The 25,852-nt window shown below is 67.0% G+C and carries 23 protein-coding genes; 13 read left to right on the top strand and 10 right to left on the bottom strand.

Annotation, left to right across the window (positions count from 1 at the left end):
• Positions 1-74: 74 nt before the first annotated feature.
• Positions 75-572, top strand: a complete 498-nt coding sequence (locus YWC_RS0100210; RefSeq protein WP_027863576.1) for an SET domain-containing protein — start codon at positions 75-77, stop codon at positions 570-572.
• A 9-nt stretch (positions 573-581) separates the two neighbouring features.
• On the top strand, positions 582-1,775 hold the full coding sequence (gene pncB / locus YWC_RS0100205) for a nicotinate phosphoribosyltransferase (RefSeq protein ID WP_027863575.1): 1,194 nt from the start codon (positions 582-584) through the stop codon (positions 1,773-1,775).
• Here pncB and YWC_RS27690 read toward each other — a convergent pair whose 3' ends face one another.
• Complete coding sequence (locus tag YWC_RS27690; RefSeq protein ID WP_307174969.1) at positions 1,776-2,858, bottom strand: methyl-accepting chemotaxis protein; 1,083 nt, start codon at positions 2,856-2,858, stop codon at positions 1,776-1,778. It lies immediately after the preceding gene.
• Positions 2,780-3,358: a hypothetical protein gene (locus YWC_RS34095; protein WP_307174966.1), complete on the bottom strand. Its 579-nt coding sequence runs from the start codon at positions 3,356-3,358 to the stop codon at positions 2,780-2,782. Before YWC_RS34095 ends, YWC_RS27690 begins: the two co-directional genes overlap by 79 nt.
• A 206-nt stretch (positions 3,359-3,564) precedes the next feature.
• On the opposite strand from YWC_RS34095, the gene YWC_RS0100195 reads away from it, so the two are divergent.
• A complete protein-coding gene (locus tag YWC_RS0100195) occupies positions 3,565-4,314 on the top strand; it encodes a GAF domain-containing protein (RefSeq protein WP_027863574.1) in 750 nt (249 codons plus the stop codon).
• 84 nt (positions 4,315-4,398) lie between these two features.
• Positions 4,399-4,812, top strand: coding sequence for a DUF4019 domain-containing protein (locus YWC_RS0100190; protein WP_027863573.1), 414 nt, complete (start codon positions 4,399-4,401; stop codon positions 4,810-4,812).
• Positions 4,813-4,815: 3 nt separating this feature from the next.
• On the opposite strand, the gene YWC_RS27685 is transcribed toward YWC_RS0100190, so the two are convergent.
• The 4 genes from YWC_RS27685 to YWC_RS0100170 form a co-directional block, all read right to left on the bottom strand.
• Positions 4,816-5,880, bottom strand: coding sequence for an L-dopachrome tautomerase-related protein (locus YWC_RS27685; protein WP_036212444.1), 1,065 nt, complete (start codon positions 5,878-5,880; stop codon positions 4,816-4,818).
• Complete coding sequence (locus tag YWC_RS0100180) at positions 5,877-7,067, bottom strand: DNA topoisomerase IB (RefSeq protein WP_027863572.1); 1,191 nt, start codon at positions 7,065-7,067, stop codon at positions 5,877-5,879. The genes YWC_RS27685 and YWC_RS0100180 overlap by 4 nt, the downstream gene beginning before the upstream one ends.
• A gap of 75 nt (positions 7,068-7,142) precedes the next feature.
• A complete protein-coding gene (locus YWC_RS0100175; RefSeq protein ID WP_027863571.1) occupies positions 7,143-8,801 on the bottom strand; it encodes a Na+/H+ antiporter in 1,659 nt (552 codons plus the stop codon).
• An 80-nt stretch (positions 8,802-8,881) separates the two neighbouring features.
• The gene (locus tag YWC_RS0100170; protein WP_027863570.1) at positions 8,882-11,119 is read right to left on the bottom strand and encodes a hybrid sensor histidine kinase/response regulator; all 2,238 of its coding nucleotides are present in this window, start codon (positions 11,117-11,119) and stop codon (positions 8,882-8,884) included.
• A 172-nt stretch (positions 11,120-11,291) separates the two neighbouring features.
• On the opposite strand from YWC_RS0100170, the gene YWC_RS0100165 reads away from it, so the two are divergent.
• The 5 genes from YWC_RS0100165 to YWC_RS0100145 are packed head-to-tail and all read left to right on the top strand — an operon-like array spanning position 11,292 to position 16,741.
• The gene (locus tag YWC_RS0100165) at positions 11,292-13,676 is read left to right on the top strand and encodes a bifunctional salicylyl-CoA 5-hydroxylase/oxidoreductase (protein WP_027863569.1); all 2,385 of its coding nucleotides are present in this window, start codon (positions 11,292-11,294) and stop codon (positions 13,674-13,676) included.
• A gap of 24 nt (positions 13,677-13,700) precedes the next feature.
• A complete protein-coding gene (locus YWC_RS0100160; RefSeq protein ID WP_027863568.1) occupies positions 13,701-14,555 on the top strand; it encodes an enoyl-CoA hydratase family protein in 855 nt (284 codons plus the stop codon).
• Between the two features lies 1 nt (position 14,556).
• Positions 14,557-15,723 carry an acyl-CoA dehydrogenase family protein gene (locus YWC_RS0100155; protein WP_027863567.1) on the top strand — a complete coding sequence of 389 codons (1,167 nt, stop codon included), beginning with the start codon at positions 14,557-14,559 and terminating at the stop codon, positions 15,721-15,723.
• Positions 15,723-16,115, top strand: coding sequence for a RidA family protein (locus tag YWC_RS0100150; RefSeq protein ID WP_027863566.1), 393 nt, complete (start codon positions 15,723-15,725; stop codon positions 16,113-16,115). The genes YWC_RS0100155 and YWC_RS0100150 overlap by 1 nt, the downstream gene beginning before the upstream one ends.
• Before the next feature lie 11 nt (positions 16,116-16,126).
• Positions 16,127-16,741 carry a pyridoxamine 5'-phosphate oxidase family protein gene (locus tag YWC_RS0100145; RefSeq protein WP_027863565.1) on the top strand — a complete coding sequence of 205 codons (615 nt, stop codon included), beginning with the start codon at positions 16,127-16,129 and terminating at the stop codon, positions 16,739-16,741.
• A gap of 114 nt (positions 16,742-16,855) precedes the next feature.
• On the opposite strand, the gene YWC_RS27680 is transcribed toward YWC_RS0100145, so the two are convergent.
• On the bottom strand, positions 16,856-17,467 hold the full coding sequence (locus tag YWC_RS27680) for a PEP-CTERM sorting domain-containing protein (protein WP_036212442.1): 612 nt from the start codon (positions 17,465-17,467) through the stop codon (positions 16,856-16,858).
• A 673-nt stretch (positions 17,468-18,140) separates the two neighbouring features.
• Here YWC_RS27680 and YWC_RS27675 point away from each other — a divergent pair.
• From YWC_RS27675 to YWC_RS0100120, 3 genes are all read left to right on the top strand, one after another.
• Complete coding sequence (locus tag YWC_RS27675; RefSeq protein ID WP_051306099.1) at positions 18,141-18,359, top strand: hypothetical protein; 219 nt, start codon at positions 18,141-18,143, stop codon at positions 18,357-18,359.
• A 95-nt stretch (positions 18,360-18,454) separates the two neighbouring features.
• Entirely contained in the window at positions 18,455-18,991 is a 537-nt protein-coding gene (locus tag YWC_RS0100125; protein ID WP_027863562.1) for a DUF2059 domain-containing protein, read from the top strand.
• Positions 18,992-19,060: 69 nt separating this feature from the next.
• Positions 19,061-19,384: a hypothetical protein gene (locus YWC_RS0100120; RefSeq protein WP_027863561.1), complete on the top strand. Its 324-nt coding sequence runs from the start codon at positions 19,061-19,063 to the stop codon at positions 19,382-19,384.
• A gap of 34 nt (positions 19,385-19,418) precedes the next feature.
• Here the strand turns inward: YWC_RS0100120 and YWC_RS0100115 are convergent, their stop codons facing one another.
• Complete coding sequence (locus YWC_RS0100115) at positions 19,419-21,662, bottom strand: xanthine dehydrogenase family protein molybdopterin-binding subunit (RefSeq protein WP_027863560.1); 2,244 nt, start codon at positions 21,660-21,662, stop codon at positions 19,419-19,421.
• Positions 21,659-22,138 (bottom strand): (2Fe-2S)-binding protein, encoded by a 480-nt coding sequence (locus tag YWC_RS0100110; protein WP_027863559.1) that lies wholly within the window; start codon positions 22,136-22,138, stop codon positions 21,659-21,661. The genes YWC_RS0100115 and YWC_RS0100110 overlap by 4 nt, the downstream gene beginning before the upstream one ends.
• 163 nt (positions 22,139-22,301) lie before the next feature.
• Here YWC_RS0100110 and YWC_RS0100105 point away from each other — a divergent pair, with 163 nt between their 5' ends.
• Positions 22,302-24,287 carry a diguanylate cyclase domain-containing protein gene (locus tag YWC_RS0100105; RefSeq protein WP_036212439.1) on the top strand — a complete coding sequence of 662 codons (1,986 nt, stop codon included), beginning with the start codon at positions 22,302-22,304 and terminating at the stop codon, positions 24,285-24,287.
• 215 nt (positions 24,288-24,502) lie between these two features.
• Here YWC_RS0100105 and YWC_RS0100100 read toward each other — a convergent pair whose 3' ends face one another.
• On the bottom strand, positions 24,503-25,852 hold the full coding sequence (locus YWC_RS0100100) for an erythromycin esterase family protein (RefSeq protein ID WP_027863557.1): 1,350 nt from the start codon (positions 25,850-25,852) through the stop codon (positions 24,503-24,505).

Genomic DNA, 25,852 nt, shown 5'->3' with positions numbered 1-25,852 from the left:
CGATTGGCTCCATAATACGTGCTCGACATGCAACTCCGGCGGCGCCGCCGCCGTGACGATCACACAAGGACCCGATGAGCACCAGAGCCCGCACCGCCGCCGCCAAGGCCTATGAAGTCAGGAAGTCTCCCGTCCACGGCAACGGCGTGTTCGCGCTCAAGCCGATCGGCGCCGGCGAGCGCATCATCGAATACCGGGGCGAGCGCATCAGCTGGGACGAGGCGACCCGGCGCGCGGCCGAGGCAGGCGGACCGATCAACCACACCTTCTACTTCACGCTGGCGGACGGCCGCGTGATCGATGGCGGCAGCCACGGCAACGCGGCGCGCTGGATCAACCACGCCTGCTCGCCCAACTGCGAAGCCTTCGAGGACGAAGGGAAGGTCTACATCCACGCGATGCGCGACATCGCGCCCGGCGAAGAGCTGAACTACAATTACGCGCTGATCTACGACGAGCGCCATACGCCGGCCCTCAAGAAGCTGTTCGCCTGCCGCTGCGGCACGCCCGGCTGCACCGGCACCATGCTGGCGCCGAAGAAGCGCACCAAGAAAAATCCCGCCACCGCCTGAAGGAGCCCGATGAAGCCCGTCGTTCGCAGCCTGCTAGAGACCGACCTGTACAAGTTCACCATGTGGCAGGCGCTGCTGCACAGCCACCCGGACGCGATCGGCGAATACGAATTCCTGTGCCGGAACCAGCCGGCCTATCCGCTGGCCGAGCTCAAGGATGACGTAGAGCGCGAGCTCGACCACCTGTGCTCGATGCTGTTCGAAGACCACGAAGTCGCCTACCTGCGCAGCCTGCGCTTCATCAAGAGCGACTTCGCCGACTTCCTCACGCTGTTCCGCTTCCAGCGCAAGTTCATCCAGGTCGAGACCGACGGCCCGCACCTGCGCATCCGCGCCACCGGTCCGCTGGTGCACGTGATGGGCTTCGAGATCTTCGTGCTCTACATCGTCAACGAGCTGTACTTCCGCCGCTTCGACCAGCAGGCCGCGATCCTCGAGGCGCGGCTGCGCCTGCAGCAGAAGATCGACGAATTGCGCGCTTTCGAGGAGGAGCCGCTGCGCGCCACGCCTTTCGAGTTCTTCGACTTCGGCGTGCGCCGGCGCTTTTCCGGCGAGTGGCACGACGAGGTGGTGCAGACCATGGCGCGCGAGCTGCCGCAGTTCTTCAAGGGCACCTCGAACGTCTACCTGGCGCACAAGTACAACCTGGTGCCGATCGGGACCATGGCGCACGAGTACCTGCAGGCCTACCAGGCCTTCGGGGTGCGCCTGCGCGATTTCCAGAAGGCGGCGCTGGAAGACTGGGTGCAGGAATACCGGGGCGACCTCGGCACCGCGCTCACCGACGTGGTCGGCATGGACGCCTTCCTGCGCGACTTCGACCTGTATTTCGCCAAGCTGTTCGACGGCCTGCGCCACGATTCGGGCGATCCGGTCGAGTGGGGCGAGAAGGCCCTGGCGCACTACGCCAGGCTGCGCATCGATGCGCGCAGCAAGCGCCTGGTGTTCTCGGACGCGCTCACGGTGCCCAAGGCGCTCGCCCTGTACCGCCACTTTGCCGACCGCACCATGCTGGGCTTCGGCATCGGCACCAAGCTCACCAACGACACGCCCTACCAGGCGCTGAACATCGTGATGAAGCTCACCCACTGCAACGGGCAGCCGGTGGCCAAGCTGTCGGATACGCCGGGGAAGTCGATGTGCACCGACGAGACTTTCCTGGCCTACCTGCGGCAGGTGTTCAACCACCCGGGCCCGGGCTGATCACGGGCGCGCCGGCCGGCGCGCCGAAGACCCTTCCTCTTCGAGCTGGAAGGTATCCACCACCGCCGCCAGCTCTGCCGCCTGCCGGCGCAGCGACTGCGCCGCCGCTGCCGCCTGTTCGACCAGCGCCGCATTCTGGATCGTCATCTCGTCCAGGCGCGCAATGGCGTCGTCCACGCGTTCGATGTCGGCGCGCTGGGCGCCGGTCGCGCTGCTGATGTGGCCCATGATGTCGGTGACGCGGTGCACGCCGTCGACCACCTGGCGGATCGTCTCGCCGGCTTCGCCCACCAGCGCCGCGCCCAGGCCGACCTTGCTCACCGAGTCCTCGATCAGCGCCTTGATCTCCTTGGCGGCCGCGGCGGAGCGCTGCGCCAGGTTGCGCACCTCGCTCGCCACCACGGCGAATCCACGCCCTTGCTCGCCGGCGCGCGCCGCCTCGACCGCAGCGTTCAGCGCCAGGATATTGGTCTGGAAGGCGATACCGTCGATGACCGCGATGATGTCGACGATCTTCTTCGAGGAGCTGTCGATCAGCTGCATCGTGGTGACCACTTCCTCCACCGCCGCGCCGCCCTTGACCGAGATGTTTGACGCGGTGCCGGCCAGCCGGCTGGCCTGCGCCGCGTACTCGGCGTTCCGGCGCACCGACTCGATCAGCTGCTTCATCGAGCTCGCCACCTCGGCCAGCGCGGCGGCCTGGGTCTCGGTGCGGGTCGACAGGTCGAGATTGCCCGAAGCGATCTGGATGGATGCCGAGGCGATCGCGTCGGTGCCGCCGCGGACCTTGCCGACGATGCCGCTCAAGCCGTCGCGCATCGCGCTCATCGCATACAGCAGGCTGGACGGCGGGGCGCGGGCCGTGTCCACCGCCTGGTGCAGCTCGCCGCCGGCGATGGCGCGCGCCACGCGGGCGGCGTAGGCCGGTTCGCCGCCGAGCTGGGCCAGCAGGCTGCGCACCAGCAGCAGCGCCACCAGCACGCACAGGACCACGGCCAGCATGCTCAGGCCGGTAATCCAGTAGCGCGTGCCCGCAGCCTCGGCCTTGGCAAGCTGGACGGCCTCGGCGGTACGCGCCTGCAATCCCTTGAGCAGACGTCGATGTCGGCCACGATGCTCCGGCGCAGCGGGCTGCATTCCTCGACCAGGAAGCGGCCGAAGCCTTCCATGTCGCCGCTCGCCCGATAGGCGCGCGGCCGTTCCAGCTCGCGCGCCATCGTCAGCATGCCGTCGCGCACCTTGCCGTACTGCGGGTTGTCGCGCAGGACCGGGTCGAGGCGGGCGAGGGCGGCCAGGTACTCGGCCTTGCGCGCGTCGACGAGGTCGAGCTCGCGCCGGGCCGCGGCTTCGTCCTGGAAGATGTAGGCATTGCGCGCCGCAATGCCGGTCTGGGCCAGGGCTTCGCGCGCGGCGTACAGGGGTTCGAGTTCGCTGTTCCTGACCGAGTCGAAGCTGTGCAGTGCACGTTCGATGCTGTTTACGCGTGACACCGAGAACGCGGCGAGGATGAGAGTGAGCGACAAAATCAGGGCGAATGCCGTGCTCAGCCTGGTTGCAATGCCCGCGCGTTGGAAGAAGTGCATGATGGTCTTCTCAGGTAAATGAACGAAAAGTTAGTAACTGAATAATTGAATATGATTAAATTGCGCAAGAGTATGTATGTATAATTTCTTAAGTGCAACTGAATTTGAGTTAATTGTGTATATCTGAAACTCATCTCTGGAATGCGTGTTTTAAATGAGGGATTTCGTCATTTCGGGTATACTTCAAGGGATAACCAGGACCGCTAATGCAGAGCAAGTTCACCGAAGAGGACCCGATCCTCACCACCAGTGCCGCGGCGCGCATGCTGGGCGTCGCAACCAGCACCGTTCAGTTATGGATGGAGAGCGGCGCCATCCCGTCGTGGAAAACCCCGGGGGGCCATCGGCGTACCCGTCAAAGTACGATCCAGGCCATGCTGGACCGTGCAGGACCCTTGTCGGGCGCGCTTTCCGGCGAAACGCTGGTGCAGGCACCGACCGATCCGGAATTCCTGTTGCAGGGGGACGAGGCATACCCGACCATCGCCGACGAGCCGCGCCGCCTGGCGGCGCTCGCGGCGTCCAGGCTGGTCGACAGCCCGCAGGAAGAGCGCTTCAACCGCATCGTGCGCCTGGCGGCCACTGTCACGGCCTCGCCGATCGCCCTGGTGTCGCTGCTGACCGCGCGCCGCCAATGGTTCAAGGCGCGCGTCGGCCTGGGGCCGCAGGAGACGCCGCGCGAATGGGCCTTCTGCTCGCACGCCATCCTGCAGGATGCGCCCTTCATGGTCGAAGACGCCGCCACCGACGAGCGCTTCCGCGAGAACCCGCTGGTGCTGGCCGAGCCGCACATCCGCTTCTATGCCGGCGTGCCGCTGCGCGACCGTTCCGGCCTGCCGATGGGGACGCTGTGCGTGATCGACCGCGAACCGCGCCGCCTGCGTTCGGCGGAACTGCAGGCGCTGTGCGACCTGGCCGATATCGCTTCTTCGGAATTCCAGGCCAAGATAGCTTGAGCTAGATGCAACAATGCGAGACATTGTTGCGAAGATGATCCGGTAAGCTGGTGGTACCGCTACCAGCCACAACCGGAGATCGCCATGAAGTTTGCCGCCGCCGTATTGAGCCTTGCAGTATGCGTGCAGCCTGCAATCGCGCAGGAATCCGCCACGTCGACGCAGGCCGCCGCCGTCGCGGCCGAAGCCTGGCTGCCCCTGGTCGATGGAGGCGACTATGCCGCCAGCTGGTCCCGGACCGCAGCGAGCTTTCGCAGCCTGGTGACGCAGCAGCAGTGGAATGAAGCAATGCGCAAGACGCGCGCGCCATATGGCGCCGTGCGCTCGCGCAGTTTCTTGCGCGCCCATCACACCACGAGCCTTCCCAACGCCCCCGCGGGCGAGTACGTCGTGATCCAGTACCAGACCGAGTTCGCCAACAAGGCCGGCGTCGAAACCGTGGTGCCGATGCGCGAGCCTGACGGCAGCTGGAAAGTCTCCGGCTACTACATCAGATAGGTCCTAGAACTGTCCGCCGACCAGCTTCCATAGCTGGGTCGGCAGGGCAGGCAGCGCATCCGGCTTGAAGAAGGCCGAATCCTGGATGTGCGAGGTGGTCACGTAAACGGTGCCGTCCGGGCCCTGGGTAAACGTGTCCGGCCAGCGCAGGCGCTTGTCCTGCACCAGGATCTCCGGCTGGCCGCCGGGCCCGGCGTCGAGGTCGCGCACTTTCACCGCATCGTCCTCGACGGCGCTGAGCAGCATCCGGTTGGTCCCGCGCGGGATCAGGAGGCCGTCCGACACGCCGTTCTTGCCGAACTCCTCGACTTCGCCGCCCACGTCCTGCCCCTGCATGCCCGCACCCAGCAGGCTTGACGTGGCGATGCGGTACAGGGTATCGCCCTTGATCGCCTGCCAGTACAGCCACTGGCCGTCATCGGACAAGGCGATGCCGTCGGCCGAAAATTCGACGCCGCGCCCGTCCGGCCGGCGCAGCTCCTTGCCGTCGGCCTTCACGTTCAGCCCCTTCTTCATCTGGGTGGACGGATGGCCGTCGAGCAGGCGCACCGTCTTGCCGCTGGCAAGATCGACGACCAGGATCGCCCCGACCACGCCCGAATCGGTGATGAAGGCATGTTTGCCGTCGTTCGAGAAGCGCACGTCGTTCAGGTAGGAGCCCTGCGGGGCCGCCTCCTCGTCGAAGGCGATGCTGCGGCTGACCCGGTCGGTGGCCAGGTCGATCTGCACCAGCTTGGCGCCACCGGAGACCAGGTGGGCCTGCGCAGGCGCGGCCGGATCCAGCACCCACAGGCTGCCGCGGCCGTCGGCCACGATGCTCTGCACGCATACCCAGTGCCGGTCGGGCGGCAGTTCATCCTTGCGCGCGTTGCGCCAGGCGTTCCATTCCTCGTCCGGGTAGGGGCGCAGGCTGCCGTCCTTGCCGACTTCGGCCACCGACAGCGCGCTGTCTTCGGTCCAGCGCGGGAAATTCACGAAGATCCGGTTGTTCTCGGAGACCGAGACGCCGGTCACCTGGTGCTCGAAAGCCGCGACCTGCTCGATCGACCATCCTGACTGCTCCTTCATGCTGCTCCTCTCATGGCTTGGGGCGCGCTGCGGCGGCGCGGTGCGCGCTTGGGTTTGTCGGTCTTTCCAGGTACGGCCGTGGCGCGCTTCTGCTCCTGTTCCTGTTCGTGGCGCAGGCGCTGCTGCAGCATGGCCAGCACCGCGGCTTCTTCCGGCTGCAGGGCGTGCAGGTCTTCCATCAGTTCCTGCTCGGTGCGCTCGCGCAGGGTTTCCAGCACCGCGCCGTCGAGGTAGGCGTCGAGCACGACCGGGTGCACGTAGCACTTGCGGCAGACCGAGGGTGTATTGCCGAGCTTCTCGGCCACCGACTCGATCGCACGCACGATGTTCTTCTTGGCCTGGGCCTCGGAATCGAACTTCTCGAACTCCTGCAGGGCCAGGGCGGCCAGCACGGTGCCCGACCAGGTGCGGAAATCCTTGGCGGTGTAGTCCTCGCCGGTGATCGAGCGCAGGTAGTCGTTGACGTCGCTGGAGTCGATGCTGTGGGTTTCGCCCGCGTCGTCCACGTACTGGAACAGTTCCTGGCCAGGCAGGTCGCGCGAGCGCCGGATGATGCGGGCCACCCGGCGGTCGTGCACCTGCACCTTGTGGTAGACGCCGCTCTTGCCGCGGAAGCGGAACTCGACGTCGCTGCCGTCGACCTTGACGTGGCGGTTGCGTAGCGTGGTAAGGCCGAACGACTTGTTGGTGCGCGCATATTCCTCGTTGCCGACGCGCATCATGGTCGCCTCGAGCAGGTAGACGATTGTGGCCAGCATTTTCTCGCGCGGCATGCCGGGCAGGGACAGGGCGCGGTCGACTTCCTTGCGGATAGCTGGCAAGGCCTGGCCGAAGTTCAGCATGCGCTCGTATTTCACCTCGTCGCGCACGGCGCGCCACTTCGGGTGGTAGCGGTACTGCTTGCGGCCCCTGGCGTCGCGGCCGGTGGCCTGCAGGTGGCCGTTGGCCTGCGGGCAGATCCACACATCCGTCCAGGCCGGCGGAATCACCAGCGACTTGATGCGGGCAAGGCTTGCTGCGTCGGTGAGCGGGTCGCCGCCGGCGTCGAGGTAGCGGAATCCGTCGCCGGACTTTTCGCGCCGGATGCCGGGGCGGTCGTCGTGGACGTAGCGCAGGCCGACGGCTTTCGCGGCCGCGGGTGGATCGCTGAGCGGGTTGTCGGCGCTGCCGTTTTCTTCGCTGTGCATGGGGCTTCCTTCCAGTCTGGTTGCCCGATCCTACGCCGAAGCCGGCACCCGCGCCGTACGGGAGCTAACGTAGTGCTAGTGCTGGCGGGTGGGCTGGTAGCGCGCCTCGACCAGGTCGATCTCGCGCACCAGGCGGCGCGCTGTCTCGTCGGAAATCTGCCCGTTGCGCGCCATCCGCAGCAGCACCTTTCTCTCCGCCGCCAGCGCGGCCAGCCGGTAGTGGCGTTCCGCTTCCTCGGCCACCCGCGCCCGGCCCGGATGGTGGCTGTCGCCGGCCCCGCCGAGCCGGTGCTGGTACATGCCGCGCACCTGCTCGGCGGCGCTGGCGTGGATGTCGGCATCCTTCTCGTCGAAGGGATGGGGAGGGCCGGCGCTGTCGATGGCGCCCAGCGCCGCCAGCGCGGCCGCCTCGCGCGCCTGGTCCTCCTCGGCATCGAGCGTGGTTTCCGGCGGCAGTTCCAGCCCGTGCAGCACGCGCGGCAGGCCGATGCTGGCCACCACCAGCGAAATGACGATGACGGCGCTGGCCAGGAACACCGCCAGGTCGCGTCCCGGGAAGGGTTCGCCCCCCGGCAGCGCCAGCGGCAGGGTGAGGATGCCCGCCAGGGTGATGGCGCCGCGCACCCCGGCCAGCGAGGTGGCCAGGATCAGGCGCTTGCGCGGCATGATACCGGCACGCCCCTGGCGCCGCGCCGCCGCCATGGACAGCCGCAGCGAGACCCAGACCCACACCAGGCGCAGCACGATCAGTCCGAAGCTGATCGCCAGCGCATGCCCCGCCAGCCACCAGAAGTCGCGCGGCACCGCCAGGTCCGGGCCGTTTGCCGCGGCGCGCACGGCATTTTGCACAATCGCGGGCAACTGTTCGCCCAGCAGCACGAACATCACGCCGTTCAGTGCGAACTGCACGGTATCCCAGACCACGTTACGGCGCACCCGGGTAGTGGCCAGTGCCCGTCCGCTGAGCTCCACGTAGCTCATCGTGACGCCGGCGGCGACCGCAGCCAGGATGCCCGAAGCGCCGATGTGCTCGGCCACCAGGTAGGCGCCGAAGGGCAGCAGCAGGTTGAGCAGGATCGGGGCGCCGGGCTCCTCGCCGAAGCGCTTGGCCAGCAGGCGCTGCAGGCCGCCCATGGCCAGCGTCACCAGCACGCCCGAGGCGATGCCGGCCAGCGCCACCCACAGGAAGGTGAGCGCGGCGTTCGACAGCGAGAAGGTCCCGGTGAGGGCGGCCGCCACCGCGAAGCGGAAGCACACCAGGCCGCTGGCATCGTTGAGCAGGGATTCGCCTTCCAGGATGTGCATCAGGCGCGGCGGGATCGGCACCCGCGCCGCGATCGAGCCGACCGCCACCGGATCGGTCGGCGCCAGGATGGCGGCCAGCGCGAAGGACACGGCCAGCGGCAGTTCGGGGATCAGCCAGTGGATCAGGAAGCCGGCGCCGACCACCGTGAACAGCACCAGGCCGAGCGCGAGTTCCAGGATCACGTTCTTGTCGCGGAACAGCCCGACCTTGGGGATGCGCCAGCCGTCCAGGAACAGCAGCGGCGGCAGGAACAGGATGAAGAAGGTGTGTGGATCGAGCCGCACCGGATGCCAGCCCATGCTGGCGATGAGGACGCCCAGTCCGATCTGGACCAGGGGCAGGGGAAGGGCGACCGGCAGCACCCGTACCAGGTAGCCGCTCGCCACCACCGCCACCAGCATGGCCAGCACAACCCCGACTTCACCCATGCGCGCCCCTCAATGTAAAACCCGATGATATGCGAAGCGCTGCCGGGGCGGCGTCGCCCAGGGGGGTATGGCTTGTTGCCTCAGCTGGTAGCCGGGGCGGCGCCGGCCGAGGCCAGCAGATCGCTCAGCTGCACCGTATTGACCGGCTTGACCATGTAATGGTCGAAACCCGCGTCGCGGGCGGCATCGCGGTCCTGCTGGCGGCCGTAGCCGGTGGCCGCGACCAGCATGGCGCCGCTTGTCTGCGGCAGGCGGCGCAGGTGGCGCGCCAGTTCGTTGCCGTCCATGTCCGGCAGGCCGATGTCGAGCAGGCAGACCTGGGGCGAGAACACCTTCGCCACCTCGATCGCGTCGAGGGCGTTGTAGGCGATCTCGACCCGGTGCCCGCTGGAGGCCAGGAACAGGTTGAGGGTATGGGCGGCATCCAGGTTGTCGTCCACCACCAGCACGCGCAGCGGCGCCTGGGCAGAGGCGGCATGGCGGACCGCATCGAGTACCTGCACTTCGGATTCCTGCCCGTAGCGCGGCAGGTGCACGGTGAAGGTGCTGCCCTTGCCGAGTCCCGGGCTGGCCGCGCTGACGCTGCCGCCGTGCAGCTCGACCAGGCTGCGCGCCAGCGCCAGGCCCAGGCCCAGGCCGCCCTGCGAGCGGTCCGGGGTGCGCTCGGCCTGGGTGAACAGGTCGAACACGCGGTCCACCAGCGCCGGCTCCATGCCGATGCCGTCGTCGGTGACGGTGAGCACCCAGCTGTCGTCGGCGTCAAGCAGGCGCAGCGTGATATGGCCGCCCTCTGGCGTGTACTTGGTGGCGTTGCCCAGCAGGTTGGCCACCACCTGCACCAGGCGCTTGTGGTCGCCTTTCACCTGCACCGGCTCGCTCGGCAGGTCGAGCACCACCTTGTGGCGCCGCGCCGAAATCAAGGGGCGGATCTGTTCGGCCGCGTCGTCCACTACCTTGCGCAGGTCCAGCACCCCGGTCGACAGCGAGACCAGGCCGCGCGTGACGCGCGAGACGTCCAGCAGGTCGTCCACCAGGCTGGTCATGTGCTCGACCTGGCGCGCGATGATGGCGCAGGTCTGGGTGATCTGGGCGTTGTCCGAATGGAGTAGCTTGAGCAGGTGGGCGCCGGTGCTGATCGGCGCCAGCGGGTTGCGCAGCTCGTGGGCCAGCATCGCCAGGAATTCGTCCTTGCGCTGGTCGGCCGCGCGCAGTTCGCGCTCGGCCTGGCTACGCGCCGCCTCCTTGGCCTGCAGGGCGGCCGCCATCTCGTCGAGGGCGGCCGCCAGGCGGCCGATCTCCTCGTTGCCGTAGCTGATGCCGGAACGCGCCTGCAGCTCGCCGGCGGCGATGCGGCGCGCGGTGTCCATCAGCTTGCGCACCCGCTGCACGATCAGGATGTCGCCGGCCAGCCAGGCCGCCAGCAGGGCCAGCATGGTGGTCACGCCCAGGCCCAGTAGCGACATCAGCTGGGCCTCGCGCGCCGCCGCGGTGATGGTTTCGACCGGCACGCCGATGGTCACCGTGTATTCCGACAGCGAGGGTCCGCCCACGCGGGCAAAGGCATGCAGGCGCTCGATGCCGTCGTCGCCGCGCAGCAGCACCGGGCGCAGCGCCGGGTCGCGCATGGCGGCGAGCAGGGGGGCGCTGATCTTCTTGCCGAACCAGCGCTCCGGATCGGGCCGGCGCGAGATCAGCAAGCCGTTGGCGTCGGCCGTCTCCAGGATCGAGCCGGCCGGCAGGTTGATTTCGTTGACGAAGGTGTCGAGCCCGGCCAGGTCCATGGCCGAGAACACCACGGCCACCACGCGGCCGCTGCGGTTGGTGACTGGGTAGGTGAGGTTGATCGTATGGCGGCGGATCACCCGGCCGAACACATAGTCGCCGGCGATGAAGCGGCGTTCGGCGATGGCGCGCCGGAAGTGGCTGCGGTCGCCCAGGTTTACCGGATGCAGCATCGGCACCGCGCTGCAGGTCACTTCGCCGCCCAGCTGGATGAGGCCGAAATTGGCGTAACCTTCGTTACGGTCGAGGACATCGGCCAGCAGGGCGTTGCAGCGCTCGGTCGGGCCCATCAGGTCCGGCACGCTGACCAGGTCCACCAGGATCTGGCGCGCGCGGTCGAGCGACTGGGCTTCGTTGGCGGCAGCCATGCCGGTCAGGCGCTGCAGATTCTCTTCGGAGGCGCGGATCGCCGCCTCGCGTTCGCGCACGCCCCCCAGCACCGTCATGATGGCGATGGGGGTGATCGCCAGAGCGACCAGCAGCATCAGGCGGCTGCGCAGGCTGTTCAGGCGTAGGCGCTGGAGCAAAGGATTCATCAACATCTCGGTGAGCGTGCGGTTGCCCATGCACCAATAAGGTGCAGGCGTTTCTATATTGTACTAAAACAATGCTGTCGGATATACCGCTTCCAAGCTGCCCCTCAACATTGCTTGACACTTAAAGCATGTGCCCATGTAAGATGTCGGCAACACCAGAGTGGGAGCGGGAATGAACATTGTGTGCGTGGGCGGCGGTCCGGCCGGTTTGTATTTCGGCCTCCTGATGAAAAAGCGCCACCCGGACTACGCCGTCACCGTCGTCGAACGCAACCGCGCCAGCGACACCTTCGGCTGGGGCGTGGTGTTTTCCGACCAGACGCTCGGTCACCTGGCCGGGGCCGACGAGGACAGCGCACGCGCCATCCTGCAGTCCTTCAACCACTGGGACGCAATCGACGTCCACTTCAAGGGACGCAGCGTCACGTCCGGCGGGCACGGCTTCTGCGGCATCGGACGCAGGCGCCTGCTGAACATCCTGCAGGAGCGCTGCGGGGCGCTGGGCGTGCAGTTGGAGTTCGAGCATGAGGTGCGCGACGACGCCGAGCTGGCGCGCGCGTACCAGGCCGACCTGGTCGTCGCCTGCGACGGCGTCAACAGTGCGATACGCAAGCGCTATGCGGACGTATTCCAGCCCGAGGTCGAACGGCGCCATTGCCGCTTCGTCTGGCTCGGCACGCGCAAGCGCTTCGACGCCTTCACCTTCGCCTTCGAAGAGACCGAACACGGCTGGTTCCAGGCCCACGCCTACCAGTACGACGGCGACACGTCGACATTTATCGTGGAGACACCCGAGGAGACCTGGCAGGCCGCCGGCCTGGAAGCGATGGGCCAGCAGGAAGCGCTGGCCTTCTGCGAGCGCCTGTTCGCCCGCTACCTCGACGGCCAGCCGCTGATGGCGAATGCGGCCCACCTGCGCGGCTCCGGCATGTGGATCCGCTTCCCGCGCATCGCCTGCCGCCGCTGGGTCTACTTCCATGACATCGACGGGCGCCGCGTGCCCGTGGTCCTGATGGGCGACGCGGCCCATACCGCGCACTTCTCGATCGGCTCCGGCACCAAGCTGGCGCTGGAAGACGCGATCGAGCTGGCGCGCTGCCTCGACGACCCTGCCGTGTCCATGGAACAGGCCCTGGGCGCCTACGAGGAAGCGCGCCGGGTCGAGGTGCTCAAGCTGCAGAGCGCGGCGCGCAATTCAATGGAATGGTTCGAGAACGTCAAGCGCTATACGGCGATGGAGGCCGAGCAGTTCGCCTATTCGCTGCTCACGCGCAGCCAGCGCCTGTCGCACGAAAACCTGCGCCTGCGCGACCCTGCCTACGTGTCTGGCTTCGAGCGCTGGTTCGCCGATCGGGCGGCGGCGCAGGCCGGGGTGCCGGCGCCAGGCGGCTTCACGCCGCCGATGTTCACGCCTTATAAAGCGCGCGGCGTGCTGCTGAAGAACCGCGTGATCGTCTCGCCGATGGCCCAGTACTCGGCCGTGGACGGCGCGGTGGGCGACTTCCACCTGGCCCACCTGGGCGCGCGCGCCCTCGGTGGCGCGGCGCTGGTGATGGCGGAAATGACCTGCGTCTCGAGCGACGCGCGCATCACGCCCGGCTGCCCCGGCCTGTACACGGAGGAACACACGGCGGCCTGGAAGCGCATCGTCGACTTCGTGCACGCGCAGTCCGACGCGAAGATCGGCGTGCAGCTGGGCCACGCGGGCGCCAAGGGCTCGACCCGTCCGATGTGGGACGGGATCGACCTGCCGCTCGAGGAGGGCAACTGGCCGCTGGTCTCGAGCTCTCCCCAGCAGTACCTGAAAGGGGTGTCGCAGCTGGCGCGCGAAGCCACGCCTGAGGACCTGGAACGCATCAAGCGCGACTTCGTGCGCGCCACCCGGGCGGCGCATGAGGCGGGCTTCGACTGGCTGGAGCTGCACTGCGCCCACGGCTACCTGCTGTCGAGTTTTATCTCGCCGCTGACCAACCGCCGCCAGGACGCCTATGGCGGCAGCCTGGAAAACCGCTGCCGCTATCCGCTCGAGGTATTCGCCGCGATCCGGGCCGCCTGGCCCGCCGAGAAGCCGATCAGCGTACGCCTGTCGGCCCACGACTGGGTCGAAGGCGGCATCACGCCCGACGATGCGGTGGCGATCGCGCGCCTGTTCAAGGCGCTTGGCGCCGACATGATCGATTGCTCGTCGGGCCAGGTCAGCAAGGAAGAAAAGCCCGTGTATGGGCGGATGTTCCAGGCGCCGTTCGCGGACCGCATCCGCAACGAGGCCGGCATTCCCACCATCGCGGTCGGCTCGATCTACGAGGCGGACCACGTCAACGGCATCGTCTCGGCCGGCCGCGCCGACCTGTGCGCCGTCGCGCGGCCACACCTGGCCAATCCGGCCTGGACGCTGAACGAAGCGGCGCGCATCGGCTATACCGGCGCGGCCTGGCCGCGCCAGTACCAATCCGGCAAGCTGCAGCTCGAACGCAACCTGGAACGCGAGCGCCAGATGCAGGCGCTAAGTAGCGGCTTGAGCCCGCAGCAGCTTGCCGCGCGCCTGCTCGAAGGCTGAATTTACTTAATCAGGAGTCACCGCATGCACTATTCTCCGGGCGACGCGCACCGGCTGCCGGGCAGCCGCGCCAGCCTTGCCGGCTACCAGGCCACCCACTTCCAGTACGCCGTGCAGGACCGGGTGGCGACCATCACCCTGAACCGGCCGGAGCGCAAGAATCCGCTCACCTTCGAGTCCTATGCCGAGCTGCGCGACCTGTTCCGCGCCCTGGCCTACGCGGACGACGTCAAGGCGATCGTCATCGCCGGCGCGGGCGAGAATTTCTGCTCCGGCGGCGACGTGCACGAGATCATCGGGCCGCTCACCAAACTCGACATGCCGGGCCTGCTGGCCTTTACCCGGATGACGGGCGACCTGGTCAAGGCCATGCGCGCCTGCCCGCAGCCGATCGTCGCCGGCGTGGACGGGGTCTGCGCGGGCGCGGGCGCGATCCTGGCCCTGTCCTCGGACATCCGCTACGGCACCGCGCGCAGCAAGACCGCCTTCCTGTTCACCCGCGTCGGCCTGGCCGGCTGCGACATGGGCGCCTGCGCGCTGCTGCCGCGCGTGATCGGCCAGGGCAGGGCGGCCGAGCTGCTCTACACCGGCCGCGCATTGACGGGCGAGGAAGCGGAACGCTGGGGCTTCTTCAATCGCCTGTGCGAGCCGCAGGCGCTGCTGGCGGAGGCGCAGGCGTTCGCGGCGCTGCTCGCGAACGGCCCGACCTTCGCGCACGGCATGACCAAGAAGATGCTGCAGCAGGAGTGGAACATGGGTGTGGACGAAGCCATCGAGGCCGAAGCCCAGGCCCAGGCGATCTGCATGGCGACCAATGACTTCCACCGTGCCTACCACGCCTTCGTGGCCAAGGACACGCCACGCTTCGAGGGGGATTGAGATGCCGGACCGAGATTACCTCGACTGGCCCTTCCTGGAGCCGCGTCACCGCGCGCTGGCTTTGGCGCTCGATGCGTGGGCGGGCGCACACCTGCAGGATGCGCATGGCAGCGACGTCGATACGGCCTGCCGTGCGCTGGTGAAGGAACTCGGCAGCGGTGGCTGGCTGCACCATGCCGTTGGCGGCGCCGGCCGGCAGGTCGACACCCGCGCCATCTGCCTGATCCGCGAGACGCTGGCACGCCATGCCGGCCTGGCGGATTTCGCCTTCGCCATGCAGGGGTTGGGCAGCGGCGCGATCTCGCTGTTCGGCACGGCCCAGCAGCAGGAAACCTGGCTGCCGCGCGTGGCGAGCGGCGAGGCCATCGCCGCCTTTGCGCTGTCCGAGCCGCAGGCCGGCTCGGACGTGGCCGCCATGCAGTGCGCCGCCCGGCCCGACGGCGACAGCTACGTGCTCGATGGCGAAAAGACCTGGATTTCCAACGGCGGCATTGCCGACTTCTATGTCGTGTTCGCACGGACCGGCGATGGCGGCGGCGAGGGCGGCAGGGGTTCGCGCGGGATATCCGCCTTCATCGTCGAAGCCGGCCTGCCCGGCTTCGAGATCGCCGAGCGCATCGAGGTGATCGCCCCGCACCCGCTGGCGCGCCTGCGCTTCAACAGCTGCCGGGTGCCGCTTGCGAACCGCATCGGCGAGGAAGGGCAGGGCTTCAAGGTGGCGATGGCCACGCTGGACGTGTTCCGCACCTCGGTGGCGGCGGCCAGCCTCGGCTTCGCACGCCGGGCGCTCGATGAAGCCTTGAAGCGTGCCCGCGAACGGGCGATGTTCGGCAAGACCCTGGCCGACTTCCAGCTGACCCAGGCCAAGCTGGCGCAGATGGCGACCGGAATCGATGCCGCGGCCTTGCTGACCTACCGCGCAGCCTGGACGCGCGACGGGGGCAAGCGTGTCACGAAGGAAGCAGCGATGGCCAAGCTCACCGCAACCGAGACCGCCCAACAGGTGATCGACGCGGCGGTCCAATTATTCGGCGGGCAGGGCGTGGTCAGCGGCGAGACCGTCGAGACGCTCTACCGTGAAATCCGCGCGCTGCGCATCTACGAGGGCGCGAGCGAAGTGCAGCTCCTGATCATCGCGCGCGAACTGCTGGCCCAGGAGGGAAACTGATGGATATCCTGCAACCGCCGGGCTGGGTGCGCCCGAAGGGCTACTCGAACGGCATCGCCGCCCGCGGCCGCCAGGTCTACGTGAGCGGCATGATCGGCTGGGATGCCGAGTGCCGCTTCCAGACCGACGATTTCGTGGGGCAGGCGCGCCAGGCGCTGGAAAACGTGGTCGCCGTGCTGAGGGAGGCGGGTGCCGGCCCCGAACACATCGTGCGCATGACCTGGTACGTGCTCGACCGGCAGGAATACCTGCAGGCCGGCGCGGCGCTCGGCGCGGCCTACCGGGACGTGATCGGGCGCCATTATCCGACCATGAGCGCGGTGCAGGTGGCGGCGCTGATGGAAGAACGCGCCCGCATCGAAATCGAAGTGACGGCCGTGGTGCCGGACTGAAAAGAAGGCCCATGACCGACCATCTCGTGACCGACCTCGCCGCGCTGGAGGCCCTGTTCGGCGCCGTCGCAGCGCCGTCGCTCGCCAAGGAAACCGACAGCCTGCACCCTGTCTACGCGCGCTGGCTCGCGCAGGCGCGCTTCGCCTTGCTGGCCACGAACGGGCCGCAGGGACTGGACGTCTCGCCGCGTGGAGACGCCGGACCAATCGTGCGGATCGTCGACGAACAGACGCTGCTGCTGCCTGAGCGGCGTGGGAACAATCGCATCGATAGCCTGCGCAACCTGGTCGCCGATCCGCGTATCGGCCTGCTGTTCATGATTCCGGGCGTCGGCGAAACCCTGCGGGTGCGGGGCCGTGCACAGATCTCCGTCGAGCCGGCCTTGCTTGCATCGTTCGAACACGAAGGCAAGCGGCCGATCTGCGTCCTGCGCATTGCCATCGACAAGGTGTTCTTCCAATGCGCGCGTTCGATCCTGCGCTCGCGGCTCTGGTATCCCCAGGAGCACGACACCGCGAGCGTACCGTCACCGGGGACGATGCTGGCGGCGCTTACCCGTGGCCAGATCGATGGCGGCGCGTATGACAGTGCTCTGCCACAGCGGCAGCGCGAATCGCTCTATTGATCTGGAGGAGTGCCCTACCGGGTCGAACGCGAAGCGATGACCGTGGTTCCCGATCAAGCGAGGGCGGCTCGGTAATAGGAAAGGCAGATCGCGCGGGACACGATCCGCTTTTGATCAACGAACCTGGGCTTGCTCGAAACGCGGCCGGCGTCGCGAGATTGCCGCGCCGAGAAGCCCGAGGCCGACCAGTCCGAGCGTGGCTGGCTCGGGTACCTCGCCTTGAGCGTCTGCAGTAATGGCAATCAGGTTGTCGATCGACGTGTTGCCGGCGGCATTACCCGAGAATTCAAAACGCTTGATTCCACTGCCGCTGGTGATGGTGTACGTGGCATAGGTGCCAGGGTCGGAAAACGCGCCATAGGTCAGCATAATGCCCTCGTCGAAAATTTGTACCTCATTGATGTCGAAAGCAGTCAAACGGGTCGAGGAAAACGCTGCTATGTCAAGGGTAAGCGACATCAGGCTGGAAGCAAAAACACTGTCAAACGTCACACTGATACTGCCGGAACCGCCAAGCCAGAGACCGTCCGGATTGTTACCACGGGTGCTGCAACCGCCCAGCGGGCAGTAGACGTTGTGAGCGTTGCTCTTGGTACCAAACCAATTGCTTTCCCATGCAGGAAACGCTTGTTCAAAATCTTCGGTGTAAATTCCCGCCTGAGCCGAGCCCGTGGCAGAGATAGCCAGGAGGCCAGCTGCAAAGGTACGGAGGATGATTCGCTTCATTCTAGAACTCCCTAGGGTTGGACCCAGTTAGCTCAGCAAGAAACATACCAGGTTGAGATTATTATTGATAACAATAAGTTACGTGCAGGTCGTATTTCTGATTGTAAAAATTTTCGACAGAGAAATGTATTTTGCATGAGGGATTAACAGGTCTCCCGGTACTTGCAGCGATCGAGAGGGGCCGTCGCCGGCTCGTCATCGTCGTCGTGTGAGGTCGCTGTAATTACTGTTGAATTTTTCCGCAGCCGGTGCATGATCGGCGCGGTACGCGCCGGTCTCTATTCTGCGCTATACGGCGGTCACGCCCTGTGGAGCTTCACCCATCACGGCAAGACGCTGCCGGACGCGATCCCGGACCTGGCCGCAGCCCTGACAATCGCTCCCGCGCTGAAAGTGGTCGCAATGAGCGGCTACCATGATTTGGCGACGAGCCGCGCGCCTGCCTGGAAAGTGCGCAGCCAGGCGGCGCTGACCAGCGTCAGGTCCCGGGCGGACGCCGCCGCAGGAGCGCTCCTACGTCCAGGCAAGTGTCGAGCACCTTGCCCCTTTCTGCACATCGCGGTAAGTTGGCGATACCAAACCTGACATAGGGAGAACCGCCATGCGCGCTTTGATCGTGACGGCAGCAAGCGCCCTTTGCTTGCTCGGGTGTGCGACGCCCCAGGAAAAGGCAATGCAGCAACAAGCCGAGATGGAGCGCCTGATCACCGAATTCGGACCAGCCTGCACCCAGCTGGGTTTTGCAGTCAATTCCGACCCATGGCGAAATTGCGTCGTCCAGCTGGCCGAGCGCGACGGTGTCCGGCGCGGCGGCGTATCGACCTCGATCTTCGGCGGCTTCGGCAGCGGGGGACGCAGCGGCCTGGGGATCGGCATCGGCATCGGGCGCTAGCAGGGCGCAGCCGGGCCTTAAGTGAGTTTCCACGCATATCTTTAGGCTAGGACATGGCATCATTCGCGATGAGATCCTCATCCGAAAGGGAAACCATGAAGTTTGCAGTCCATGCCATGCTCGGCTTGTCGCTGGTCGCCGTGAGCCCCGTCCATGCCGCTCCCGCGGCGGCGCCGGCGCAGGTTGCGGCCCAAAGTCCTGCCCACGTCAAGGCCGTGCAAGACCTGCTGGCCGCCATGCAGGCCGAGAAAACACTGCGCGGCGTTGCCGCCCGCAGCCGCTATCCGAGCGAAGCACAACGCAAGGACGTGTTCGCCAAGCTCGACCGCACGCCGCCCGCCGAGGTGCATCGGCGCCTGGCGCTGCCGATGGCGAAGGTGATCTCCGTCGATACTGCAACCGAGATGACCCGCTTCTACAACACGCCCTACGGCAAGCAGCTCATCCAGCAAAAGTACAACAGCGGTCCACAGATCATGTTCCCGGGAGCGAAGCCGGTCGTGCCGCCGGAAGAGAAGAAGGAACGCAAGCGCGCTGCCTACGTCAAGGCCAGCAAGGAGCTGGCGGATGCGCAACCCGTGCTGGAGAGCGAAGCCTTCAAGCTGCTGCAACAGATCAACAAGGGGCGCTAGAAGCAGGGTGAGCGCCGGCCCGCGCGCATTTCTGGTACGGTTTCTCCAACAGGAATCGATGGAGGCACCATGAACAATCAGATCGTACGTGTGATCGAGAACTTCCAGGATGCGGAGCGGGCGCGCCAGGCGCTGCTGGACGCGGGCTTCGACCGGGATGGCATCGAGATCAGCCATACCGGCGATGAAGCCGGCCCGTCGGAAGCCAACTTCACGGTGGGCGACTCGCCCGCGGTGAAGGGCGGCACCGACTACAAGGACGTGTACACGCCGGGGCTGGAGATCGGCAAGTGCGTCGTCACCGTCACCGCCGACGAATCGCGGCTCGAGAAGGCGGCTTCAATCCTCGAGTATCACGGCGCAAAGGACAACGACCCCGCGCACAAACACTAAAAGCAACGGGCGCCGTTCGGCGCCCGCTATCCCATCAGCTCCAGCTGAGGTCGGTCTTGCTCAGCGGCAGCTGGCGCACCCGTTTGCCGGTCGCGGCGAAGATCGCATTGCACACCGCCGGCGCCAGCGGTGGCAGGGCGGGCTCACCGAGGCCCGTCACCGGATTGTCGGTCTTGATGAAGTGCGTCTCGATCCTGGTCGGGGTATCCGGCATGCGCAGCAGCCCGTAATCGTGGAAGTTGCTCTGCACGATGCGGCCCTTCTCTATGTTCAGCTCCGGGAACATCATGGTCGACAGGCCGTCGATGACCGAGCCTTCCACCTGGTTCTCGGCGCCCGACAGGTTGACGATCTGCGAACCGACGTCGGCCGCCACCACCACCCGGTCCACCTTCAGCTTGCCCTCGCGCGAGACGGTCACCTCGGCCACCTGCGCCACGTAGCCGCGGTGGCTGAAGTGGAAGGCGATGCCCTGGCCCTGGCCGCGCGGGAAGGTCTTCTTGCCCCAGCCGGCGCGCTGCGCCACTTCGACCAGCACATTGCGCATGCGCTTGACGTCGTAGGGCTGACCGCGTTCGAAGCTGGCCGGCACCAGGTCCTTGCTACCCAAGAGCTCGAGGCGGAACTCGAGCGGGTCGCGTCCGCCGGCATGCGCCAGCTCGTCGATGAAGCTGTGCAGCACCCAGGAGAACACGCAGCTGCCCGGCGCGCGCCACGGGCCCATCGGCACCCGGGTTTCCAGCATGGTCTGCTCGAACTGGCAGTTTTCCAGCCAGCGGCCCGGGAATTCGTCACTCGAGAGGTTGCCGCCGCTGCCCGGTTGCAAGACGCTCTTGCCCTCGCGCTCGACGCGGTTGGCGAAGGTCACGAAATGGTTGTGCCAGGCCACCGCCTTGCCGGCCGCATCCACGCCGCCGCGCAGGAAATGGAAGCCGCCCGGGCGGAAGTGGTCGTGCTGCAGGTCGTCCTCTCGGGTCCAGGTCAGCTTGACCGGCGCCGCGACCCGCTTCGCGATGGCGGTCGCCTCGACGATGAAGTCCGAGCTCAGGCGGCGTCCGAAACCGCCGCCGCTGCGGATGATGTGGAGAAGGATTTTTTCTTTCGGGATGCCGAAGGTGGCGGTGACCAGGGCCTGGCCGGAGCCCGGGTTCTGGGTCGGCGCCCACAGTTCCAGCGCGCCGTCTTCCTTGAACCAGGCGGTGCAGTTCTGCGGCTCCATGCTCGCGTGCGAGATGAAGGGGTAGCTGTAGGCCGCTTCCACCACCTTGGCGGCCTTGCCCAGCGCGCCCGGGACGTCGCCGTCCTTGCGCACGGTGGCTGCGCCGGCCTTTTTGGACGCGGCCTGGGCCTGGGCCGTGAAATCGGCCCAGCTGTGGTTCGCGCCTTCGCCTTCGTCCCACGTCACCTGCAGCTCGCGGCGGGCGCGCAGCGCGGCCCAGGTCGAGGTGGCGACGATCGCCACGCCCGGGCGCAGGCCGTTCAGGTTGCTCGTACCTTCGACGATGAAGGCATCCTTCACGCCGGGCATGGCCTTGATCGCGTCCAGGTTGGCATTGACAGGCTTGCCGCCGAAGACCGGGCACTTGGCATACACGGCGTACAGCATGCCGGGCAGGCGCACGTCGATGCCGAACAGCGGCTTGCCACTGACGATGGCCGCGTTGTCCACGCCGCCGATGCGGGTGCCCAGCAGCTTGTAGGTGGAGGGGTCTTTCAGCACCACGCTCTTCGCATCGGGCACCGGCAGCTTCGACGCCGCGTCCACCAGGGCGCCGTAGGCGAGGCGGCGCTTGCTCTGGCCGTGGATGACCGCGCCCTTGGCCGCTGCGCATTCGGAGACTGGCACGCTCCAGGTATTGGCCGCGGCCTGCACCAGCATCATGCGGGCGGCGGCGCCGAGGCGGTGGAAGTTCTCGTAGTTGTTCGGGGTCGAGGTCGAGCCGCCGGCGCCCTGCGGGCCGTAGAGGGCGGGGTCGAGGTCGCCCTGGACGACGCGCACGTCCTTCCAATCCACCTCGAGCTGTTCGGCGATCACCATCGGCAGCGAGGTCTTGATGCCTTGCCCGATCTCCGGCTGCTTCGAGATGAGCGTCACGCGTCCGTCACGGCCGATGCGAATGAACGCGTTCGGGGTGAAATCGGCGGTGGCGGCCGTGTTCGCCGCGGCTGCCAGCACGCCTTCGGCCGACATGCCGAGCATGAAGGCGCCGCCGACGGCGGAAGTGCGCAGGAAGCTGCGGCGGGAAGGGGAGGTCGGTGCGCTCTTCAGTTGGCTCATTTCTTGCCCTTTGCGGTGGAAGCGATCTCGGCTGCACGATGGATGCCGGCGCGGATGCGCGTGTAGGTGGCGCAGCGGCACAGGTTGCCGGCCATCGCTTCGTCGATCTGCGCATCGGTCGGCTTCGGGTGCTGCTTCAACAGATGGCAGGCGCTCATGATCTGGCCCGACTGGCAGTAGCCGCATTGCGGCACGTCGAGTTCCTGCCAGGCCAGCTGCAGCGGATGCTGCGCCTTCGGGTCGAGGCCCTCGATGGTGGTGATCTTCTGCTTGCCCAGGCTGGATACCGGCGTCAGGCAGGCGCGCGCCGGCACGCCGTCGATGTGCACGGTGCATGCGCCGCACTGGCCGAGGCCGCAGCCATACTTGGTGCCGACCAGGCCGAGGCTGTCCCGCAGGGCCCACAGCAGCGGCGTGTCGGGTTCGACCTCCACTGCCTGCGTCTTGCCGTTGATGTGCAGTGTGTATTTACTCATGCGGAGCCTCGTTGTTTGCGGGGAAGAAATAAGAGCGAATCCGACATGCTAATCCAATCGAACGGTCTGAACAATACTGACGGATTGCCTGTCTAACGGAGCGGTACGGATACAAAGAACGTGTAATACTTTGTCATCCTGCTGATCCGTTTCGTGATATTTCATGACCCAACAAGGTCCACGCCTGGCATCGGCGAACCTCAAGCTGCGGCTGGCCTCGGTGGCAGCTGTACTGGTGTTCGCGGCCACCCTCCTGGTAACGCTCTCGACGCTGTCGGTGGCCGAGCGCGATATGAAGGGCGTGATCGGCGACCAGCAGTACACCCTGCTGTCCGGCGCGGCCTCGTTCATGGACGACCGCCTGGCCGAGCGGCTGGGGCAGGTCGAAGCGCTCGCCGCCGGCATTCCGCCACGGCTGCGCACCGACTGGGCCGGGCTGCGGGCTTTCCTTGCCGACCAGATGAAGCTCTGGGACGCCAACGAATACCTGAACCTGGTGGTCTTCGATGCCGACGGCGAGCTGCGCCTGTCGGTGCGCGAATTGCCCGGGGCGGCGGCCCTCAACGCGCGCGGCACCGATTACTTCGAGCGCACGCTCCAGACGCGCAAGGGTGTGATCTCGCGGCCGATCCGCAGCCGCCTGACGGGCAACCACATCGTGGTCTTCAGCGCGCCGGTACTGGACGAGTCGGGCAAGGTGGCGGCGGTGCTGACCGGCAGCGTGGATCTGCGGCGTTCCGGCTTCCTGCGCCAGATCAGCACCCTCAAGCCGGGCAAGACCGGCTACCTGTTCCTGATGACGGCCGAGGGCATGGTCATCGACCATCCCGACGAATCGCGCCTGTTCCAGCACGTCGGCAGCACACCCGGCGTGAACCAGGGCACCGACCGCGCCCTGGCCGGCTTCGAAGGCTGGCTCGAAACCGAAAGCAAGGACGGTACCGATTCGATCTATGCCTACAAGCGCCTGCGCTCCACCGGATGGATCCTGGCGGCGCGCTATCCAAGCGCGGAGGCCTTTGCGCCGATGGACAGGATGCGCCACAACGCCTTCTTCAGCGCCGGTGGCCTGGCGCTGGCTGCCGGCCTGCTGGCCTGGGTGCTGGTGTTCCGGCTGCTGTCGCCGCTTCAGGACCTGCGCGACAACGTCGCCGCGATCCGCGAGGACGGCGCCGACATCGACGTGCTGCGCGACGGGCGCAAGGACGAAATCGGCGAACTGGGGCGGGCCTTCCATGCGCTCATGGCCGAGCGCGAACTGGCCGAGGACCACCGGGCGGCAAGCGAACGGCGCCTGCGCATGATCACCGACAACCTGCCGGTCCTGATTTCCTATATCGACCGCCGCCACTGCTTCCGCTTCGGGAACGCCACCTTCGAAAAGTGGTTCGGCATCGCGCCCGAGCAACTGGTCGGGATGCCGGTGGCGAAACTGCTGGGTGCGGAAACCGAGGCGGACATCTCGCCGCACCTGGAACAGGCCTTCGGCGGGCAGGCGGTGACGCACGAGGTGCGCATTCCGGTGCAGGGCGAACCGCGCATCCTGCAGGCGACCTACATCCCGGACCAGCAGCCGGACGGCAGCGTGGCGGGTGTGTACGCGCTGGTGCACGACATGACCCACGTGAAGGAAGTCGAGGAGCAGCTGCAGCAGCTGGCGCGGGTCGACACCCTGACCGGCATCGCCAACCGCCGCATGTTCGGCGAGACCCTGCACCACGCGCTCGACCGCGCGCGCCGCAGGGGCAAGCCGCTGGCCCTGGCCTACCTGGACATCGACCATTTCAAGAAGATCAACGATACCCATGGACACGGCGTCGGCGACGAAGTGCTGAAGGAATTCGCGCGCCGCCTCACCGCCGGCGTGCGCGCCACCGACACCCCGGCGCGCCTGTCGGGCGACGAGTTCGTGGTCATCCTCGAAGAGATCGGCACGCGCGTCGAGGCCGAGCACATCGCGGGGAAGATCGTGGAGAGCATGCGGGTGCCGTTTCGCACCAGCGCCGGACGGGTACAGGTCTCGACCAGCGTCGGCGTGGCGCTGTCGCAGCCGCGCCAGCCGCAGGAACAGCTGCTGGCGGCGGCCGACAGCGCGCTGTACCTGGCGAAGGGGCAGGGCAGGAATGGGTATGCGTTTTTTGAGGGGTGAGCCTCGATACTGCTCATCAGCGCCCGCTTGACCCGCTGACCCGTCAACGTCGTTCCGGCGAACGCCGGAACCCAATTTTTCATGCACGCCGGTTCAAGGTGATTGCACCGCAACGCTACGAAACTTGGGCCCCTGCCTTCGCCGGGGCGACGTGCCGAGGCTAACTGTGAAACTAACTGCTTTGGTTGTTCAACAATGTAAGCCTGGGCGCTGGATCACAAACCCTGCGGATAGGTCTCCGGCGGCTCGTCCGAATGCCATCCGCCCGTCGCATCCAGCGGCGTCACCGCGCTGCTGCGGTCGATGTGGACCACCGCATCGAACTGGCGCGGCAGCTGGGCCATGAAGTAGTGGCTCTGGCGCTCGGTGCGCGGCAGGTAGAGCACGCCGATGGCGCGTTCCAGCCGTTCTTCCATCAGCACGTCGCGCGCCGCGCCGGGTTCGCGCAGCGGCAGGAAGAAGCGCTCCATGCCGACGCTGTGCAGCAGGTGCTCGTAGCTGCCGGGCATGCCGGGCCGGACGTGCTTGTGTTCGGCGGGGCCGTCCCATTCCGAGGCCGCCGTCACCCGGCCGTCATAGGTGGTGAAACCGATCAGGCAGGCCTCCTGGCCATAGGCCTTGCGCGCCAGCTCGCCCACGTTCCATTCGCCCTGGCGGCCGATCTCGGTGGCGCGCGCGTCGCCGATGTGCGAGTTGTGCTCCCAGACGACGATCTTGGCCGGCTTGCCCTCGCGCGACAGGTGTCGTGCGAGGGCGTCGAGGGTTTCGGCCATGTGGCTGTCGCGCAGGTTCCAGGACGAGATGCGCCCGCGGAACATGGTGCGGTAGTACTCCTCGGCGTTCTTCACCAGGCGCGCGTTCTGCTGGGCGTAGAAGAAGGCGTCTTCGGCGCTGGCGCCGTCGGCCTGGACGTAGTCGAAGGCGCGCTGCTGCAAATCCTGCAGCGCCGCGTTGACGCCTTTCTGGCACGACTCGGACAGGCCGACGCTGGCCGCATAGCCGTAGTGCTGGCTGTCCTGGTCGTAGTGGTCGAAGCAGGCGTAGCGGCGCCGGGTTTCCCTGGCCGCGACCGGGTCGACTTGCTCCAGGTAGCGCACGACTTCCTGGATCGAGGTGAACAGGCTGTACAGGTCGAGCCCGTAGAAGCCGGCCTTGGTCTTGCCACCCCCGGCGCCCGCGGCGTCGTTGCGTGCCCGCAGCCACTCCACAAAAGCCAGCACCGAGGTATTCCTCCACATCCAGGCCGGAAAGCGTTCGAAGCCGGACAGGGCAGCGCGCCCGTCGGCATCGGCGCCTTCGCCGCGCACGTAGCGGTTGACGCGCCAGGCGTCCGGCCAGTCGGCTTCGACCGCTACCGCCGTGAAGCCCTTTTCCTCGATCAGGCGCTGGGTGATGCGCGCGCGCTCGTCGTAGAACTCGGCGGTGCCATGGGTGGCTTCGCCGAGCAGCACGAAGCGCGCATCGCCGACCAGCTCGAGGAGCGGGTCGTAGTCGGACGCGCTGCCGGTGAGCGGCCGGGCGGCCGCACGCAGGACGCCGGTTTCGTGGTCGGTGACGCTCGCCAT

It is taken from the genome of Massilia alkalitolerans DSM 17462, assembly GCF_000427785.1.
In the GTDB taxonomy this organism is placed as follows: domain Bacteria; phylum Pseudomonadota; class Gammaproteobacteria; order Burkholderiales; family Burkholderiaceae_D; genus Telluria; species Telluria alkalitolerans.
This window is presented reverse-complemented; position numbering and strand designations above follow the sequence as displayed.